A 20,738-nucleotide genomic window follows, 5' to 3' on the forward strand; every position below is an offset into this window, starting at 1 on the left:
ATTTTGATAGATAGCAATAGAAAAGTCTCAGGAATTCCCGAGACTTTTCTATTCTGTGATTTAATACCCATTTATTCTCCGAAAATCTCAGCCGAGAGCTTTGCATCTAAACCATATAAATCATTTCTGAAATTGATTTGCCCGGTGTTATCAACCCAGCTTGTAAAATAAACAATATAAACAGGTATAGTAGGGTCTACTTTAATACCTGTTTCCTTATCTGTTGCTAATACTTCATTAATTTTCCCGGCATTCCACTCTGCCTTATTTTTCAGCAAGTAAACTGCTAACCTTTTTGGGTCTGATAATCGGATACAGCCATGGCTGAACGCTCTCCTTGAATTATTAAATAAGCTTTTAGCCGGAGTATCGTGCAGATATATATTGTAGCTGTTAGGAAACAGGAATTTTATTTTGCCTAAGGAGTTTCTGTTGCCAGGCCTTTGTCGGATTAAATAGGGTACATGATTAGTATAGACACTCCAATCGATAGTTGATGGATTAATAACCTTGCCACCCGACAATACCTCCATATTATTCCGTGTTAGATAACCTGTTCCATGTTTTAGCTGTGGCAGTATTTCATTGCGAATAATACTTTGAGGAATATTCCAGTATGGGTTGAGAACAATCTGTGAAAGGTTGCCTTTAAAGATAGTTGTCTGAGAAGCCGTTTTACCTACTACTACATTCATTGTCCATGCTTGCTTACCGTTTTCAAAAACGTGAAGCATATATTCTGGAATATTAATTAATAAGTGGTCTTTCTCTAATTCTTCGGGTACCCATCTTAAACGTTCCATATTTAGCATTATCTGCCTGATACGATACTTAATTGGCTGATTCATTTCGTTTAAAGTGGCCTTATCTATAATACCAGATTCTTTTAAACCCATACGATGTTGAAAACGCACCACTGCATTTTTCAAAGAATCTGTAAAGGTCATACTGGTATCCTGCAATCGGAAATCACCGGTGATAAACAGAGTTTGTTTGGCTACTAAGATACTTGAGTCTCTGTCTCCTGTTACTAATTGTTTTTTAGTAGAGATGATTTTAGGCCATCCTCCCTTCCGCTCGATATTCCGATAGGCTCTCAGTTTGTCCTTCAGGCGGATGTAGTACAGGTTCACCGGTTCTCTTACTTTTTCTCCCCCGCTCATGGATACTAATGAATCAAGAAGAAGTTGATAGTTTTTCTTTTTGCGTGGAATAAACCACTCGAGGTCAAGCGGATTTTTAGTAATGCCTCCGTAAGCTTTTAAAGCATAATTAAAGAAAGTAGTTGTGAGCAATAAATCCAGGCGTTGAACCTCAACCTTATTACCTAAAAATTTTTTCTCGTCACTTTCAGCACGGGTAATCAGATTATCTAATTCAACATTCTGAAAACTGCTGTCAGCAAAATCATAAGTATAGCTCTTTAATTGGCTATGAAAGTTCTGGGCGGCATTGTTTAGTCCGTTTTTACTAAACCATGCCGACTGATAGGAGCGGCGAGCATAAAATTCTTTGACTTCCTCCCGAACCGTATCTTCTGCAGCAAAACTTTTGAAAAAATTGTTGACAACTACGCTGTCTAACAGAATATCGGTAAAATTCTGTGATGAATAAATACTGGAGTCAGGCAGAATACTTCTGCGTTTTTTTTTGTTTTTTTTACAACCGGTCAGACAACCAACAACAGTTAATACAATACATAATGCAATGGCAAACTTCTTACCTTTTAGCATAAGCTATGTGTGGATTTTCTCTATGAATATATAATAAACTGCCATTGGCAATGACAGGAACAACCTGCGGTATCAATTCGTTTGGTAAAGCGGGGCAGCCAAAGCTCCGGCCTAATCTACCATGTTGTTTCACAAAACCGGTGCTTACATAGTCTGCGCCATGAATAATGATTTCGCGGCGACGGGCGTTGTCATTAATGCCTTTCTGCAAACCTCCTAATAGCAAAGCCATGCCGTGCTTCGGACTTTGAATGATTTGACCGACTGTATAGAATCCCAGACTGCTTTTATGTGATTCCATTTCGTTAGAAAAATGATTAGCCATGTTGTCGCCTGAGTTCCGCCCATGTGCTACCAATGATGAGAATAATAGCTTTTTCTGTGCTATATCTATTACAAAAAATCTTTCCCGTATAGATGGCTGATTGAAATCTATAATGGTAATGATTGATTTTGCCGGATGGTATTTTTCATAACCCGCCATTGATTTTTCAAACGCTGCATAATCAACTACTCCACTCAGTTGACATTCATTATAAAGTGTTTGTGTAACACTATTAGTAGTAACTGCATTCTTGCGGGAGATGTTTTCGTAATTAGCATTTTTTGAAGTAATGGTGTTTGCTGAGGATAGTGCAACACTAAAGGTAATCAGGAAAGAAATTAGCTGAAAGAAATTGAACATAGCTTCATAAGGTGCATGTTTAAGCATGAGTATTCTGACCTTATTGGCCGCTAAAAGCGGGTTTTGCAGGTTAAATATTAATTTTAAAGCATGCGTTTAAGTTAAATATTTGATTTGTACCTTTCCTTTAACGCCATTTTATACAGAATCATTTTATAAAGATTTACTTTTTTGCCTTGGCTGTTATATTGCCTTTGACAATTTTGGCGAAATCTGACCTGCAAGATGAGATTTAAGGAATAGGATATTAAAGAACAGAATTGGCTATGAAACAGTTCCGGATGGGGTAGTACCGACTATTAAGTGGGTCAGCAGGTAGGATTTCTACCTGCTGGCTTTTATTATTTTATTATTTTACGAAAAAATTCTTTCTTACTGGTTGTGATTCTGACATAGTATATACCAGGAGCAGAGAATGTTAAATCAATGGGTATCTGAGTAGATGAAACTTCATTTCTGGAGGTTATTGTTCTTCCTAAAATATCTGTGATAGTGTATGCAACTGCATTTTTTATCAGTGCTTCATCTATATGAAGCATGGTTTCTTTCTGATATGGAACAGGGTATATCTTCACGAGGTTCTCTATTTCTTCTAATTTATGCACTATAATAGAAGCTTTTCCTGTAGAAATACCCTCACCACATACATTTTTTATAGAGGAGATGGTAAGGGTTTCTGATTTCTGAGGGGCATATCCCACCGAGAAAATACTACTGGATATGTCGTTAAACAGCATTCCATTTGAAAGCGCAACAGTCCAGGGACCATCTCCTGAAAAAACCAACTGGAAATTAGTTGCATCTCCTTCCATTATAGAGCTTTTTCCGGCAATAGTAGCAACAGGGTATGTTTTGATGGTAAATCTTGCCTGAGACAAAGATCCTTTTATTGTCGGATTAGTGCCATTTACCTGTACACTATATGAACCTCCGGGGATGTTATCAGGAATAATAGCATATAAGCTATCACCTTGCATAATTGTTTGCAGGGTTCTATAAGAATTATTTATATTATATAAATCGACCGTAAAAATATTATCAGGCTGAAATTCGCCATTAGTAATTCTGAAAGGGATAAATACTTTATTGCCAGTACAAACCGTGTTTACAAGCAGAGGCTGGGTAGTAATAACCGGCAAAGGCATGACATTCAAGTCGACGATACCCTTTGCCATCCCTTGTCCACAAGAGTTGCCTATATGCTTAATAGTATATTTGTTGATGCCTAAAATAGCTTTGGAATCAATAAAAAACGGGTTTTGCCTGATATTGGCGTATAATCTACCATCTGATAGCTCTATGCTATAAGGACCTTCGCCCGTAAAATCAATTCTGAGGCGTACATTAGCGTTTTCATAAACAGACTTTACCTCACTACTAATGGTAGCTGTACTCACCGGCTTTAACCTGAAGGCTTTGGTAGTTTCACTTTCAAGGTAAGGGCTTGTAGACACCACTTTAATTCTATAGCCTTCGCCCTCAGGTACATTGATCGGTATTGTGAAATTCAGAACCGAGTCATTATAGAGGGTTGTTTCAATATCTTTAAATTTATTGCCGCTGTTATCAGTTAAGGTAACTTTGAAATTATTTTTTTCTCTGAAAGAACCATTCGCCTCGAAGGGTAAAAAGATATTGCCACCAATACATATTTCATTCGGTTGCTGGACTTTCAGTTCTGAGGCTCTTGGTTTTAATACTTTTACAGTCGCTGTTCCACTTGTTGAGCCTTCGCAATACTTTGATTGTAAGCGCTTTATCGAATAAGTCTGCGTAGCAGGAGGAGATACTTTTAGTATCTGGGAAGGAAGATTTGTTGAGATGGATGTTCCATCAGATAAGCTGAGGTCCCAGGGCTCTGAACCTGTTAAATCTAATTGAATAAGTCCCTGCCCGCCCGGAAGAATTTCGCTGTATCCGGATATTTTTGATGTCAGCTTCGGTAATATGATAAAAGCTGAAGAAAGCGGACTCTCTGAATAGGGTGCAGATGAAACTATCCTTAATTTGTATCCGTATCCGTTAATATTTTCTGGGATTTCAATCTGTAATTTTTTTGTTTTAGAGTAGCCCACAATCGCAACAAATTTATCATCAGGCCCAATCAAATGGCAGGTAAAAAAATTTTCTTTATCAAATTTGCCTGTAGTTTCAAAATAAATATGTGCAGGGTCATCGTAGTCTTTACATCGGAAAATAGCCTGATTGAATGCAAAATACTGAAAGGCAGTATTTACCCGGGTAATCATAGGAGTATTTTTTGGTTCGAGTACTTCTACCCTTGCACTGCCTTCAAATTTTCCTTCGCCACAGCCAGAATTGACTACGTAATTCATTGTAAAATTGTATATACCAGGGCCTGGTATCATATAAGTTCTATGACCCGGATAATCAATAATTATTTTGTTATGTATCACATTGCCTGTTCCGCCCGCTCTAGGGCCTATTGAGTATCCCCAGTCGCTGCCTCCATCTAAAACAAGATTCAATGGGATTTCCTGCCCGAAATAAACTGTCTGATTACCACTGAGCTTAGCCGTTGGAATATCATTAATTCTAAATGCTTTTGTAAAAGTGCCTTCAAAATAAGGCTCTGAAGAAATAATCTTTAATTTATAATTAGAACCTATCGGAACATCAATAGGAAATCTGATTTTTATAAGATTAGTCTTGCTTTCGCCGAGATATGTTAAAAACTGACCGAAACTATTATAAAGCGCAACTCTGAATACATTTGCCGGAGAGTAAGTACCCGTATAAGTGAACGGAAGTTCATATTCTTTGGCTTTGCAAAGGGCTCCTTCTTCAATTTCAGCAAATTTTATATGCGATGTATAAGCGGGTATTTCGTCGGTAATAAAAATTGTATAGTCTTCTGTTTCTCCACTAAACGTTGTAGTGCAGGGGTTATCCAATAAAAGAGAAGAGGTTTCATTATAGCTTCTGATGCGCAAACGGGTAACTCCTTTCTTGGCATTATCAGGAATCCTGAATTGTGCTTTTGAATACTGGAGGGCACTTTCAACTATGGCCTCATTTTTATCAAACTTTCCGTTCTGGTCATAGTCTATCCACATGATCAGATAATAACCAACTTTTGCGCTTAAATAGGTTTCACTCCCTAAATCACTTGAGGCGATGTCGTAATTATAAGTGCCGCCTGGTTTTAAATAGGCCACCATTGCCGTATTATCTGTATAGTTATCTTTTCCGGTTGCTACCTCAAAGTTATTCAGCAGCATATTGCCATCTGTATCAGTAAGGCGCACGCGTGAAATTCTTCCATACTGTTCTGTTGTAGCCGTTATCTGAGGGATACAGTAGGTAACTGCCGAGTTTCTTATCTGACTTATCGCTTGTCCGTAACTCAAACCTTCGCCACAAGCATTGCTTACGGGGTTGAGCGTATAAGTTGTATTGTTATTTATTGTAACAGGAATCTGCGCAGGAGTAGATGTAGCATAAAACTGAAAAACAGACTGACCTGTATTAACGGGAATAGTCCAGGGCCCACCTCCTGTGAGTTTTACATTAAGATATTGGGTAGTGCCTATGTTCCCGGATAAGACCCCTTCGAGGAAAGCAGAGGGTTTTCTCCTGATTTCAAACTCATTCGATTCATTGCTTATGTATGCACCATTTTTACTGACTACTCTCAGACGGTAATTACTTCCTTCGGGAGTATCTTCAGGAATAATAGCACTCAGGGGACTTATCGACCCATTTCCGGGGATGACTCTGAAGTTTTTTCCTTGGCTATCAGACAACTGAATCAGTAACCCGTCTTTTAAAGAGACACTTCCTGAAGTTTCATACGGAACTTTTATTGAGCCCCCGACACAAACAAAGGCAGAGGCAATGTCTGAAATTGTAAGTGTGTAATCAACATTTACCTTTGCCTGACCAGATACCTGTCCGTTCCCGCAGGTGCTGTTGCTGGCAGATTTCAATGAAAAGGTTTTGTTTTCAGCTGGTGAAACTTTCCATATAATGGTTTTTGTGAAGCCAATAATTGAGTCTCCTTCTGACGTAATTACCGTGATGGGTGTTTTGCCATTTATCTGAATATTCAGATAGGCATTTTTACCATTATTGATAGTTGTATCTCCACTCAGAACGGCGGCCACTTTAGATTGAACTGAGAGGCTTTCGGAAATAGAGGTGTTTGCAGGATTAGAGGATATTACCTTGATTTTATAGCCGTTCCCCTCTGTCAGATCCTCTGGTACAACAAATTCAATCAGGTTTTTCGGGTTAAGCGATTGGGCAATTTCTCTGAAGTTTCCACCCGTTTTGTCTGATAATTGTATGGTGAATTTATTGGCTGAATTGAAAAGACCATTGGCTTTTATATTTAGCTTGAACGGCTTGCCCTGACAAAGATAAGCACCTGAAATATTTTCTATCGTAAAGCTTGTAGCCGAAGGTTTTGGCACTACATTTAACTGAATCTGTCCTTTCCCGATTCCCTCTCCACATTGATTCCAGACTCTTTCGGCAGTAACTATTTTATTCTTTTCTGCATAAAAGTAAAAATAAGGATCAATAGAAGACCACAATTGTGCTGTCCAAAAATTATCACTAAACTTTATGCTTGCCGTACCCCCACTTAATTTCATTGGCACTTCTACCCCTTCATTTTCAAAAATATCGAAACTGCCGCTTAGTTCGAGAATGGGTAAAGAATTTGGATATATATAGTAATTGGAAAGAGTGCCACTAATGGCCGGACTTGAAGAGGATACCTGCAGGCGATAACTCCTCAGCCCCAAAGGCGTATTTTTAGGTATTTTACATATTATCTCATTTCCGGTTCCTTTTCCGACCTCTGTCGAAAACGTATTATCAACTGCTATCAGATAAGCTTTAAACTCGTTATCGGGTTTAAACTGGCCGTTGGAACTGAATTTAACTGTAAAAGGTGTTTCAAGACAAATTTCAATTGGTTCACCCTGACTTTTTCGAACTCCGTTAAGGTACAAGTCACCGGCAATAATGGTGGTTGAATGCACGCCTTCACAATCAATACTATAAGCCTCTGTTGCATTAGTACTTTGAATAGTTCGTATCAGCAAGCCTGTTTTTATCATACTTATTTGGCCGGGCGTAAAAAAATTACCACAACCTCTGAAATAAGACATCAGATTGCCTATCTGTGGTTTATAATAATCTCCGTTGGCATCTGTTATATCGCTTATAAATTCACAATTATTGATACTAAATGAAATGCTCCCATAGGGGTCAGCCGGAGTATCACATATAAGGTCGCCTCTATATGCACAATTAGCCTTTTCTTCCCTTGTAACCAGTTCGCTATAGTTTCCACCTCCGGCATCCTGAAATGTATGTAAAAGTCCAAAATAATGGCCCATTTCGTGGGGAAGAATTTTGGTTATTAAATCATGACGATTTTTATAGGCGCAGAAAATCCGGTTGGTTGCTTTATTAGAGTTCGGAAAGTAGGCATATCCTCCAAGGTTAGGGTCGGCAAATTCTTTTACAAGATATAGATTAACAGCATTGGTTACTTCTTGTGTTTTACAAAAAGCATTTTCTGTTTGGGTATTGAATTTGTATGAGGCGTCATCGTTGATATAATTTATTCCGCCACAAAGATAAAATTGAATTTTGGCATCTATAAAGTGTAGATTGAGTGTATCCATCAACTCGTTTATATCACTATCAGATAATTCTTTGTTTCCATCTGATTTGCTTACAAGATGGATTTTAAGTGCCACATTTGTTATGATTTCTGCTCCTTTTCGGGCTTTCCCAATCTCAGCGGATTGAAATTTCTGTAAGAAAATACCTTTTTCATTTTGGGTCGGAGGTATAGTTGTACACCAGTTGTCTGGGGTTATCTGGGCTGAACTTTTAAAAACGAACAGAAACAAGGCCAGCAGGAAAAACAGTTTTTTCATTAACTTATAAAAGTAGGTTCAGGTGTTTATATTAGTCACTTCTTTGAGGCAGGTTTTCCGAGGGGTGAGAGGCCTTTCAGACAAAACTTTGTATCACAGAAAATGGGAAGGCAAATTACTAAAACTTTAAAAAAGTAAGCTGTTTTTTTGAATTAATTCTTTCTTTATAAACTGTAAATAACAGGTAGCGTGTATCATAAATAACAAAGCCTGTTTTGATAACTCAAAACAGGCTTTGAATAATGGTTTCATAAGCTTATAACCCATTGTAATACATAATAACTCTTACTAAATCGTTTTCGGTTCTGGGGTTAAGTTTTTCTTTTTTAATGAAAGCTTCTATGTCAGAGGATTTGTCGGCTAATAATTCCAGAACTGATTTTTTATCGGTTTTAATTTTCGTGAGTTGAGTCAGCTCGCCTACATAATAGGTAAAGTTGTTTAACACATTTCTTTGCACTGTGGCTGAGCCATAGGGTTTCTCATCGATCAGGGTTTTATGGTTTTTTTTCCATAGTGTTATCCTGCCATTCAGGAGTTTTTCATAGAAAATGCCATCAAGCCCCCTGTGGAACTGATGCCCGTTGGCATCTTTCCCGATCGTGAAGGCTATTATTGGCTGGCTGAAAGCTTTCATACTTCCGTCCATATCCTGAAATATTACCTGATTGATTACCTGATCAAATTTCAGATCAAGATTTTCAAATTTTTTACCAGATGCTAAGGTAACACTTCCCTTTTCCCAGTTTTCGAGCAGGTAGGGGGTACCCTTAACATTCATATATGACTGACCCGCCAGAGGTGTTCCTCCTAATGCATCACCAGATACGGCTATCTGAGCATTGGCCGAACCCCAGGCCAGACAAATAAGGAGAAATAATTTTCTGAATTGTTTCATAGAGTTTTTCATAATAAGACGGGCCTTAAATAAAATGGGTTGCTGAGACTTGCTCAGGCAACCCATTTCAGATATAAGAAAGAACAAGATTAAATTAGTTACCAATACCAGGGTTAGTTTGAATCTCTGATAATGGTATTCCGAAAATATATCTTGTTTCTGTTGGCTGAATTATAGCACCTGCACCAAAAGAATTGATAGGTTGGCCTCTTCTTAAGATGTCATTTGTTCTGAAACCTTCAGCAAATAATTCGATACGTCTTTCAGTCAAAATAGCGTTTATTAAACCGGCTTTATCAAGTGTGCTGAAATCATAGCCTTTGTCTGAACGCTCGTGAACAGCTTGTAATATAGCTAATGCACGTGTCTGGCTGCCTGCTTCTGCCTCAGCTTCTGCCAGGTTTAATAGAACTTCAGCATAGCGGATATTTGGTACGAAATCAATGTAGGGAGATACACCACTGAATTTAGTGCTTGATGGGAATGCAGCTACATTGGTAGTAGGAACTGTCAGTTTCGCTTTACGATCATCAGAAGCTCTGAATTGTGGGTTTGAGTAAATTCCGGTAGCACCTGTATTGATAAAATACTCAACATTACCTGCATTGAAATAATACCCTAACTGGTTTTGTGTGCCCGGAGCGTTGGTTTCTGCCATCGGGAATGAAAGAATCGACTCAACTGAAGTATATGGAGTTCTGAAAACAGACACTACGTCAGCTTGTAATTCGTGTGCTACACGGTTAGCTGATTTGAAGGGTGCAGAAGCTGAAACGATTTTGTTAGCTTCTGTAATTACACCTGCCTAATCTTTCTTTGCTAACAATACACGGGTTTTTAAGGCAATAGCCGTGTTTTTGTGGGCTCTTGTTGTACGCAGAAGTGGAGTGCCGTAAGTATCAGGTAATTGGCTTTCTGCTTCGTTCAGGTCTTTCAATACTTGCTCATATACCTGAGCTACGGTACTTCTTGCCAAATTATTGTTTGCAGAAGAGGTTTCGCCTTTGAGTCTTAACGGTAAACCCGGAGAAGCACCATTGTCTAAAGCATAAGGTTTGGCAAAGAATTGCACCAGGGAGAAATAGGTAAGTGCTCTCAGGAATTTTGCTTCTCCGGCATAGTTAGCAGCCAATGTTGTACTAACAGCATTAGGGTTGGCGGCTAATCCTTCTAAAAACAGGTTAGCTCTGTTGATAGTGAGGTAACCTTGTGTCCAGAAGTTGGCGATATATGTATCTGACGGATCCTGATTGCCCTGATAAGTAGAATAACCTGTTACAGAGTTAGTTGTACGGTTTACAAATTCTTCGGCACGTATATCATTGTAAATCAGATAACGACCACCGAATAATGCACCACTTTTGGCTGACCCGTATAATCCGATTACCTGCGACTCAACACGAGCCGGAGTACTAAACACCGTAGCATCTGACAAGCTTAACTCGGGGATAGCCTCAAGAAAATCTTCTTTACAAGAAGAAAGGCTCATGGTTAATGCCAGTGATAAGATTCCTATTTTTTTATTTAATATTTTCATTAGATCAATGTCATTTAGAATTAAAAACTTAAGTTAAGACCAGCCGTGAATTGTCTTCCCTGTGGAATAGTATTACGTTCAATACCAGAAGCAAGGTTAGAGTCTCCGTTGGTTGAGATTTCAGGGTCAACACCGGTGTATTTGGTAATCAGGAAGGCGTTATTTACCTGAACATATACTCTTAAAGATGAGATACCTGTTTTGCCAAACGTGCTTGGGATACGATAGCCCAGAGTAGCTGTTTGTAAACGTAAGAAATCTCCTTTTTCGAGGTTCTCAGAGATAAGGAATGACGAACCGTTCGATACGTTGTCACCATAAACTGCTCTTGGAACGTCGGTAACGTCACCTGCCTGTTTCCATGAGCGTAGCACATCAACAGAGTTGTTCCATACACGTTGGTCTCTCAAACCGGCTTTGCTACCATTATAAATATAGTTACCGCCCGAGAATGTAAAGTTCAATGCTAAATCAAATCCTTTATATTTAAAGGTGTTATTGAAGCCACCATACCAGGTTGGAAGGGTTCCACCCAATATTTGTTGTTGCGACGATGGAGATACAGTTTGTGTTCCGTCAAGGAAAGTCCAGGCATTAGGACCACCCAGGTGCAGATATTGTACTTCTTTGCCATCACGCGTTACGAATATACGACGGCCGTTAGCTGGGTTAACACCATGTGTGATTACACCATAAACCTGAGCAGCAGAGTAGCCTACTTTTGTGATACTTGTAGCCTCTAAACCAGAAGTATTGGTTAAGATCGGAGTATTATCATCAACAAGGGCTGTAACCATGTTTTTGTTGGTAGAGAAGTTCAGGTTAGTTGACCAAACGAATCCACCTTTGTTAACTGGCACGGCAGTAAGGGCAAACTCCCAGCCTCTGTTATACATTGAACCAACATTGGCGAGGATGGAGTTGCCCGGGATACCTTTTGATGGTGCCTGCGGAACATCCAAAACCAAATTGTTGATATTTTTATTATACCAGTTAGCTTCAAGAGTGATACGGTCGTTCAGGAAGCTGATGTCCATACCGATGTTTGTTTGTTCACTTGTTTCCCATTTCAAGTCTTTATTACCTGCCTGGTTGAACGATAAGGTAGGTGACGAGCCATAAAGGCCAGAACTGAAAGTTGAGAATGAGCCGTAAGCATTGTTCAGATTACCATTACCAACTTTACCCCAGCTTGCTTTTAAACGCAACGATGAGATTTTATTACCAAGGGCCATGTTTTTGAAGAACTCTTCTTCTGAGATAGTCCAACCGGCAGATACCCCACCGAAATCACCCCAACGGTTTTCAGCAGAAAGTGCAGAGTTACCATCACGACGGTAGTTACCACTTAAGAAATATTTACCAGCAAAATTATAGCTGATGCTTCCTAAATAGGCTTCATAAGCAACCTGAGAAATACCGTTTCCGGCTGCGAGGTTAGTACCGAAGTTACCCTGGAAATCAGTAAAGAAGAAGTCGGCCAATGTCTGGCGTTGGGCACCCCATGAGGTAGTTCTTCTTTTTTGTACGTCTGAACCTAATACAAATGAAAGGTTATGTTTTTCGCCGATTGTTTTAAGATACTGTAAAGTATTAATCCAGTTCCAGTTATCTGCACGTGACGTCTGGTTGTAGGCATCACCTTGTGCCGACCAGCCATCACCATTGTATGGGTTCCAGAAACGAATGTTTTCAGTGTTTCTTAAGTCCCATGAGTAAGTAGTTTTGAAAGTCAGCCCTTCGTAAAGTTTAACTTCAGCACCCAGGTTAGAAATGATACGGTTGGTTTCAGAAGTACTTTTATCTAAATCTCTTAAAACGGCCGCATTCGGGAACTGTGCAGGTAATAAGTTGTTTTTACGACCTACGGTATTGTTTTCGATATTATATGAACCATCTTCGTTATAAGGAGGCAGGTTAGGCACTTGCGCTACAGCAATACGACCTAAACCTGAAGTAGCAAACGCACCGCCTGTATAAGAGCCACTGTTAGGCGATTTGTTCATGCTATTGGTAAAGTTGATATTAGCAGACAATTTCAACCATTTTGTAGCCTGATGATCCAAATTCAAGCGGCCAGAGCGACGTTGGAAGCTATTTGCTTTCAGGAAACCGTCCTGGTCTGAAAAACCTGTAGAGAAATAATAGCTGGTTTTTTCTGTACCTCCCTGAATAGTAAGGTTATGATTCTGAGAAAAACCAGTACGATATACTTCTTTATACCAATCTGTATCTATCAGATTTCCATTTGAATCATAATTTGGCAAAAAAGATTGGTTTTTATCGTTACGTTGCGAAGTAGCAATCGCATTTGGGTTGATAGACAAAGCATTACCAATTGCCATGTTTTTATGATCCATGTATTGTTGTGCGTTTAACACATCTGGCAAGCGAACCGCGTTGCTTACACCGGCCCAGCTGTCAATAGATACTTTTGCACTACCTGATTTACCACGTTTGGTAGTGATTAATAATACACCTGCAGCTGCACGAGAACCATAAATAGCTGCAGAAGCTGCATCTTTGAGTACGTCTATAGACTCGATGTCGGCAGGGTTAATATCTCCTAATGGGTTATTTGTACTGGCGTTACCTGATACATCGCCTGTTGTGATAGGAATACCGTCAATTACGACTAACGGAAACGAGCTCAATGAAAGTGAGCTAAGACCACGCACACGGATAACAGGAGGATTGTTTAAGAGACCGTTTGGTTGTGTAATATTTACACCGGCAGCCTGACCTGTCAGACCTTGTGAAAAGCTTTGTACAGGGCGTTCAGCTATCTGCGTAGCTTTTACGGTTGAGGCCGCCCCTGTAAACTCGGTTCTTTTCTGTGTACCGTATCCAACCACAACTACTTCACTTAGTTGTTTGTTATCAGATACTAACTGAACATCAACAATTGTGCGGGTGCCAACAGCAACTTCCTGTGTTACTGTACCAATGAAACTGAAAATCAAAGTTGCATTACCGGAAACATTAACTTTGTAAATGCCGGAGGCATCTGATTGTGTTCCTTGTTTTGTTCCTTTTACTGTTACGCTTACACCGGGTAGTGGTGAACCATCTTCTGAAGCTGTTACCTTACCAGAAACTGTCCTTTCTTGGGCAGCAGCCTGCCACGCAGTAAAGATAATCCCCAGCATGAAGAGAAGTAGAGATTGTTATCTCATTTTTTGTAGGTTTGTTTAGTTTGTTTATTTAATTATAAAGACACAAAAAAATTAGGGTGGTAAAGATATTAAAAAGTGATTAAAAAAAAATTTACAATAATCGCTCAGTATTCAAGTGTTATAGTTAGTTGATCTTTTACGCCATTATGTAGACGCAAATGTATTGTTTATAGATTAGAAAGGGTAATTTATCGATTTAAGAATTTATTAAAAATATCGTGCCAAATATTGGAATAGTTATATATTGGCTACACGGAAAGGTTTAACCTCAATAGATTGCCACACGTTCTGTTTAATGTAGGGTTCGTTGTCGTACCATGCTTGCATTTCTTCGTCGGTTTCAAACTGAACAATCATTACTGACCCTATCATTTTACCGGACTCGTCAAGAATGGCACCTCCTATCACAAACTGATTATGTTCTTTAAGATTTTTTGCGCCTGTAAGGTGAAGAGGGCGGGCTTCCATGCGTCGATGAATGGCTTCTTCATCAGAACCGTCTCTGGCTATAATCACATACTGATTCATTATACAATTTAGTTTAAGGTCAAAAATTCAATTTATGGGTCACTTCTTTTTAAATTCTAAATAGTCGTAGTTCATATTGCCATGCGCTACTGTATGCAGCGTCAGGATATGTATTCCCTTGGTAAGTCTGACTTCTGCCAATGACGCTTCCTTGTTCCAATGATGCCATTGTCGCCAGTCAACGGGCTCGTTTGGGTCAAAGGTTGAGACAACTTTCAGGTTTTCAGCAATGGGTTTCCCATCTATATCTAACGAAATAAGCCCATCACCGTTTGCTGTGTACATTAATCCTACGCTATATATACCTGATTCTTTTACATTGACGTAATATTTTATCCATTCGCTGGGTTCTGTCCAGCCAACATAGAATTTATTCATTTCAGGCATCACTTTATTGTATTTCGTATTGTCAATATCGTTAGCCTTGGTATAAGATATATCAACTCCTTCATTCATTCTGAATTCATTCAGGAAACTTCCATTAGCCGGATTCAGCTTTCCACTACCATTATTAATACTATCAGTATCGTGGTAGGCTACGCCTTCTCCCCCAAGATTATAGGACTCACATTCAATTTTGCCAGGAATCTGCTGTATTATATTTTGCCATGCCTGCCCTGCATTAGTTGGCATTTGCTTTGGCGAACAAGTGTAAAGCCCCAAAGAAAGGAGAAACAATAGATAGTTTTTCATTTTAAGGTTTGAATTGAATAGTGGTTAATAATATACTCTGTGTGCAAATTAGTGCAAATTGATAAGTATTACTCATTAAAAAGTTGTCAATTATTTTAGGGTCAGGGGTCATAGGCAATAACTGTGGAAAGATACTGACTTTTTAAGAATATATTCATTTTTTATATCTAACCATAGTCTATATACGTCAATTGATTTATTGACAACCTTGAACAGCAAAATTTTAAGGTTTGAGGATTTACTCGATTTTGTACTGACTATTTGTTATGTCTTTTGCGAGGAAGCCTCATAATGCACTCACCAACGTTTCCGAAGATTTACTACCCTGACAATGACAATGAGCAAATTACACAGGGCCGCTATTCCTAACCAGATGATGACACTTGGTGCCATCAGGAATATCCGTTCCCAGCTTAGTACTCTATGAGATAGTAGGGTAAGAAGGGTAGGAGTCAATAATAGGAAAACTAAGGGGAGGAGCCGTATAATGATTTTACTGTTGACTATCCATGATGGTTTTAAGCGATGTTTTGCTATCCATGTTCTCATGTTGCGGAAACGCATAAAAGTAAGCAGCAATATAAGCAAGATAAAAGTAGCCATTATCAATTCATAAATTGAATCATTCATTAAAGGAAGCTCTGGCTCCTGATTAGTAAGAATATTACTGACCCCCTGCATAAAGGTATGATAATCCTGAAAGGCATTGATACCGCTATTAAACAGAATCACGATTGCATAGCCTTCTTTTGTCAGAATCATTTGTTCTGCCTGGTATGTCCAGAGTACCCCGCTATGGGAAACATTCTTTTGCGCATCTACAAACCAGCCCAGTCCATAGGAGCTATTGGCAGGCGGAGTAAACATGGTTTCTATCCCTTTTTCGCTCAGAAGGCGTTGCTCCTGATATGCTCCTTTATTCAGATAAAGTCTAAGCCATCTGGCTAAATCTGATGTGGTAGATACTATGCCAGCTGAACCTTCTATAAACCAGTTAGGTTCGTTGATTTTTACAGGCTGACCAAACACAAATATATTCCCTTGTGCTAAATGTTTCTGAAACTCCAGTGTGGTATGATAGCTGGCAGTATGTGTCATCTGCAATGGGGCGAATATATGTTTTTGCAGATAGTCTATAAATTTTTCATGACTTACCACTTCTACCAGCCGAGCCAGTATATGGTAATTGGGATTGTGGTAATGAAATTTTTCACCGGGCTTAGTGTCCAGCTTTACGTCTTTCAGATTATCGATGGTATTTGCAGTAGAGGCAGGTTGTTGTTTGAAGCTTAGTTCAGGATATACTACGTCTGACAGCCCACTTGTCTGATTGAGAAACTGACGGACAGTAATCTTATCGGCAAGAGGGTCGGCCATGCTGAATGAAGGAATATAAGTTTTAACAGGAGAATCGAGATTAATTTTCCCGGCTTCCACCAATTGCATAACTGCCATTGAGGTAAATGCTTTGCTTAGTGAGGCAATGGCAAAAGGAGTGCTACTGATGATGTTTTTGCCGTTTCCGTCTTTGCCGTAGCTTTTAGAAAAAATGAGCTGATTTTTATTGGCAATAGCGATGGATAGGCCAGGAATATGGTTATTAGCCATATTTTTTTGAATGAACTGATCTATCAGCTTTAGTTGGGCGTCAGCCTGAGCATTGGCTTGAATACTAACAGAAGCAATTGTAAAACAAGTAAACAATGTAAGTTTTAATCTTTGTATCATAGAAAGCAATAAACGTTTTTACAAAGGAACGAATAGTTTACCCTCAAATCTATGAATGCAGGGAAAGAAATTTAAACTGCCTATAAAAGTTTAGCAGCCCTGCAAGTTGTGAAACTCTACAAAGCTGCTAAAACTAAACCTTAATTACATATATTAATTCTTATTTCTTACATAAACATTATTACTGATTGATTCGAGACGCACTTCCGGGCCACCACCATATACTGTGCCTTCTAAAAGATAACCTACAATGGGGTTTCTCTCTCTTTTGTTTTTAAACTTAATGTCTAAGTCAGAATATACTTCTCCGGTAATGGTTTTCATACCTATGTTGCCACCTTTGCCCTTTGGCCAGTTTACCTCTACAAAACCACTGATAGTTTTGGCCGTCAGGTCACTATTAATGCTGCTAATCCAGATATTGCCATTGATGGTTTCTAAACTCACTTCGGCTTTTTTCGGTAGATAGACCTCATAATTGATAGTGCTGCACACATAATAGCGTTCATTATTACTACCCCACGAAGAACGACCATCTTTGGTATCAGGACAATCTTCAGGCCTGCCTTTTTTAATCAACTCTTTGTCGTAATCAGTTTTCAGGCTTATTTGATTGGAGTTATTTTTAGAATCAACCATGAGGGCATCATTCAATCTGCCTCCGTTAATTTCAACTGCAATCTTTACATATACCTCGGGTTTATCCCAGTATTGTACTTTGATATCATTAGCGAATCTGAGATTCAGGTCTACGGATTGCCCTGCTGAAAAAGGTAGGTGTTTTTCAACAATTTTCTGTGCAAAAGAAAGCGAATGGCAAAGAGCAAGTGTTAGTAATAATGTTATTAGCTTTTTCATAATTTTATATAGGACAAAGGTTGTTATTTTTTGCGAACGTAGATATTGCTGCTGATGGTATTCAATTGAAGATTCACGCCGCCACCATTCAGATTACCTGTAATATTATGTCCGCCACCTACTCTTGATATACCGTCTTTGCCTGATTTCAGGTTCAGGTCTAAGTCTGTGTAGATTTCACCTGAAATAGATTTCATTACTAAAGTGGCTTTTGATGTAGCAGGAAGCGTTATGTCAAGTTCACCGCTAATCAAAGAGATAGAAGATGGGGTAGACTGACTAAGTGAAGAAAAAACAGCTGTGAGTTTGCCACTGATACTGTTGGCTACAATTGGCCCTGTTACGTCATTCAGTTTAATATCAGCATTATTGGTTTTTATTTCGAGGTCTCCGTCTATTTTGCTGAAACTGACAGATGAGCCCTGAAAGTTGATCTGCGTAAACATAATGCTTGCTTTATTAGGCACCATAATCGTGTATTTTGACGATTTTCTTGAGGCTTTTTCAATGCGTAGAACACCACTTTCCAGGTTAACAGCCAAACCAAGCCCTGTATTATCAATATTAGTATTGTAAAGTGGCTTTAAGCCTTTTGCTTGCTCGGGTATTGGTTCTGTACTTCCACCTCTGATGATTACCTCGTCTCCGGCATAGCCTTCAATTTTCATATTATCGGCGTCGAGCTCAATGGCTATTTTACTGTCTTTAGTATTGGCTAATTTAGATTTGAATTCCTGTGCTTGCGTATAGACAGCAGTAAGTAAAAGGCAAGCGGCTATTAAGATATTTTTTTTCATTGTAATATACTTTTAAATAATTCTGAAATTGATTTGTTTAATACATAATCCTCAGAATAAGGCCTTAATTCGTCTGGAAATCTGTATTGTGTTAATTGTTTATATATGATTGTTTGATTACTGTTTTGGTCATTGTTTCTTTACTATGGTCAGTTCTCAGTATTTCGGGAACTGGCTCCAACTACGCTCAGCCACCCATCCATTACTTATGTATCAGGCATTATAAAGTGATTAACTTAGCGGCACCTTCCTGCGCTTTCATCCGAACCACGTCCATTGTTGCTCTGTCCTGTGAAATCTGCTCCATTGTTTGCGAAGCACGTTTTTCTTTCATCATTACCAATAGTTCGATGAGTGTTATCTGAATAGTCGGGTCGGTCTGAATTTTCAGCGATTGAATCAGTCCTTCTCTTACGAGAGGTTCTTCCTCAAAATGAGCCAATGCCTGAGCGGCGGCTAAACGAACGTTTATGTTGTCGTCGAAATTCAGCGTATTAATCAGTAGTTGTATCAGATCCTGATCTAATGCTTTCAGTTTTAAACTCTTGTTTACAGCATCAATCCTTTCGCTGGCCGATGTGAGACTTACCTGTTCAAACTGCAAAGTTTGTTTCATGGCTTTTTCAGTCTTGCTTTCAACAAATACAATATCAGCACCTCTGTTATTATAGGCATAGCCTATGGCAAAACCTCCAATCAATAAAGCTACTCCGGCGGCTATTCTCATGCTTATGGCTCTGAACTGAATGATTCTGCCTTTCTTTTCAATGCGTCTGAGCAGTTCCTCATTCAGGTTTTTCGAGGGTGTCTCCTTGGCAGCCAGACGATAATAAGCAAACTCTGCTATATGGTGCTGCAAATGTGTTGGCACCTCAGCTTTGCTAAAAAATTCTTTGATATACTTTTCTTCCTGGAGTGTGGTTTCACCTTCATAATATTTCTCCAGTAATTTTTCAATTTCCTGATACATAATTGTTCGTTTTTAAATAACTGTCTCTCACACTCTTGCGCGCTCTCGACAATATGACTCTTATATTATTGATGGTCTGTCCTGTAATCTGTTCAATTTCTTCAAACGAATACTCTTCTACGTCTCTCAGATGAAGAATAGTCTTCTGAATTTCGGGTAAATCGTCGATAATTTTCTTTAGCAATTCATTACTATCTGCCAACTCTGTCTGCTCATGGGGAGTATAATTCCTGGTGCTTACCTCTACTGTCTCCAGCCCTGTGCTGGTATAGTTATAAGCATGAGACTTGAGTTTATCCAGACAAAGGTTTTTGGTCATTTGCACAGCCAAAGCCTCTACACTGTTATAGGCATCAAGCTGCTGACGTTTATCCCATAGTCTTAGAAATATTTCCTGAACGGTATCTTCTGCTTCCTCGGTATTTTTGAGGAAGAGCTTTGCTACCCGGAAAAGCCGGGATTGATGCTGAAGAACCGATTGTGTAAATACTTTTAAATCCATTTCAATAACATAGACGACCAAACCTGAAAGTCATTACAAAAGTTTTTAAAACTTTTTTCGGGAATAATAAAGTTAGTAAATAAGATTGAGAAAAATACCAATAAGATCAGTAGAAAATAATTGCAAAAAATAAATTAATTATTGTTTTATGATAATTAAGATTTATTTTTGCGTTGTATTTTAAAATTATGGAAAATGAATAAGGTAAAAATTGTCTCTAAGATTCTTTTTTACATCACCCGTGTATTGGCCTTTTTTTATCTGTTTACAGCGGCCTATTCGCTTTTTGCTTTGATTACAGGCGTATTTCTCGGTTTCAGAGAAAACAAAAAGTATTTTCATGTCATGTACCCGTTTACCCAAAAACCTTTTCTGAACGGAGATTACAATATGTCTTATATCATCTTTGATTTTCTACTGGTATTAGGATTATATGGGTTGTTCTTTTTATTGGCGAGTAATATTTTCAAAGCGTTTTTTCAACCAAAATTGTTTACAGAATATGGTATCAGACAATTGCGTTTCTTTTATTGGGCTAACCTTTTTTTGCCAGGCTTAACCATTTTCTTTGCGAGCATTTTTGCAGAGGTAGAAGACATGGCCATAATTTTAGTTATCTTGCACTTTATTCTGGGCATTTTTGCCTACTTCTTTGCCGCTATTTTCAGACAGGGTTTACAATTGCAGAACGAACAAGATTTATTTATTTGAG

The 20,738-nt window shown here is 38.7% G+C and carries 15 protein-coding genes; 1 reads left to right on the forward strand and 14 read right to left on the reverse strand.

The annotated features are described in order from the left end of the window. Positions 1-71: 71 nt before the first annotated feature. The 14 genes from H1R81_RS25835 to H1R81_RS25895 all read right to left on the reverse strand — a co-directional run bounded on the left by H1R81_RS25835 (position 72) and on the right by H1R81_RS25895 (position 20,026). Complete coding sequence (locus H1R81_RS25835; RefSeq protein WP_181843653.1) at positions 72-1,733, reverse strand: murein L,D-transpeptidase; 1,662 nt, start codon at positions 1,731-1,733, stop codon at positions 72-74. Then, on the reverse strand, positions 1,720-2,445 hold the full coding sequence (locus H1R81_RS25840; RefSeq protein ID WP_220275316.1) for a murein L,D-transpeptidase catalytic domain family protein: 726 nt from the start codon (positions 2,443-2,445) through the stop codon (positions 1,720-1,722). Before H1R81_RS25840 ends, H1R81_RS25835 begins: the two co-directional genes overlap by 14 nt. A gap of 314 nt (positions 2,446-2,759) precedes the next feature. Next, positions 2,760-8,339 carry a GEVED domain-containing protein gene (locus H1R81_RS25845; RefSeq protein WP_181843654.1) on the reverse strand — a complete coding sequence of 1,860 codons (5,580 nt, stop codon included), beginning with the start codon at positions 8,337-8,339 and terminating at the stop codon, positions 2,760-2,762. A 256-nt stretch (positions 8,340-8,595) separates the two neighbouring features. After that, positions 8,596-9,237, reverse strand: a complete 642-nt coding sequence (locus H1R81_RS25850; RefSeq protein WP_181843655.1) for a hypothetical protein — start codon at positions 9,235-9,237, stop codon at positions 8,596-8,598. A 94-nt stretch (positions 9,238-9,331) separates the two neighbouring features. Next, the gene (locus H1R81_RS27545; RefSeq protein ID WP_310588118.1) at positions 9,332-9,949 is read right to left on the reverse strand and encodes a RagB/SusD family nutrient uptake outer membrane protein; all 618 of its coding nucleotides are present in this window, start codon (positions 9,947-9,949) and stop codon (positions 9,332-9,334) included. Between the two features lie 93 nt (positions 9,950-10,042). Further along, positions 10,043-10,774 carry a RagB/SusD family nutrient uptake outer membrane protein gene (locus H1R81_RS27550; protein ID WP_229251225.1) on the reverse strand — a complete coding sequence of 244 codons (732 nt, stop codon included), beginning with the start codon at positions 10,772-10,774 and terminating at the stop codon, positions 10,043-10,045. Positions 10,775-10,794: 20 nt separating this feature from the next. Continuing rightward, positions 10,795-13,923 carry a TonB-dependent receptor gene (locus tag H1R81_RS25860; RefSeq protein ID WP_181843656.1) on the reverse strand — a complete coding sequence of 1,043 codons (3,129 nt, stop codon included), beginning with the start codon at positions 13,921-13,923 and terminating at the stop codon, positions 10,795-10,797. A 264-nt stretch (positions 13,924-14,187) separates the two neighbouring features. After that, a complete protein-coding gene (locus H1R81_RS25865) occupies positions 14,188-14,478 on the reverse strand; it encodes a YciI family protein (RefSeq protein ID WP_181843657.1) in 291 nt (96 codons plus the stop codon). Positions 14,479-14,517: 39 nt separating this feature from the next. Beyond that, entirely contained in the window at positions 14,518-15,171 is a 654-nt protein-coding gene (locus H1R81_RS25870; RefSeq protein ID WP_220275317.1) for a hypothetical protein, read from the reverse strand. Positions 15,172-15,468: 297 nt separating this feature from the next. Next, positions 15,469-16,899, reverse strand: coding sequence for a serine hydrolase (locus tag H1R81_RS25875; protein WP_181843658.1), 1,431 nt, complete (start codon positions 16,897-16,899; stop codon positions 15,469-15,471). 153 nt (positions 16,900-17,052) lie between these two features. Continuing rightward, positions 17,053-17,757, reverse strand: a complete 705-nt coding sequence (locus tag H1R81_RS25880; protein ID WP_181843659.1) for a hypothetical protein — start codon at positions 17,755-17,757, stop codon at positions 17,053-17,055. Positions 17,758-17,780: 23 nt separating this feature from the next. After that, entirely contained in the window at positions 17,781-18,554 is a 774-nt protein-coding gene (locus H1R81_RS25885; RefSeq protein ID WP_181843660.1) for a DUF4097 family beta strand repeat-containing protein, read from the reverse strand. A gap of 220 nt (positions 18,555-18,774) precedes the next feature. After that, positions 18,775-19,524: a HEAT repeat domain-containing protein gene (locus tag H1R81_RS25890; RefSeq protein ID WP_181843661.1), complete on the reverse strand. Its 750-nt coding sequence runs from the start codon at positions 19,522-19,524 to the stop codon at positions 18,775-18,777. Continuing rightward, positions 19,508-20,026 (reverse strand): RNA polymerase sigma factor, encoded by a 519-nt coding sequence (locus H1R81_RS25895; protein WP_181843662.1) that lies wholly within the window; start codon positions 20,024-20,026, stop codon positions 19,508-19,510. The genes H1R81_RS25890 and H1R81_RS25895 overlap by 17 nt, the downstream gene beginning before the upstream one ends. Positions 20,027-20,221: 195 nt before the next feature. On the opposite strand from H1R81_RS25895, the gene H1R81_RS25900 reads away from it, so the two are divergent. Then, positions 20,222-20,737: a DUF2975 domain-containing protein gene (locus H1R81_RS25900; protein WP_181843663.1), complete on the forward strand. Its 516-nt coding sequence runs from the start codon at positions 20,222-20,224 to the stop codon at positions 20,735-20,737. The last annotated feature ends 1 nt before the right edge of the window (position 20,738 follow it).

The sequence above is a fragment of the Emticicia sp. BO119 genome (assembly GCF_013912375.1).
Lineage (GTDB): Bacteria > Bacteroidota > Bacteroidia > Cytophagales > Spirosomataceae > Emticicia.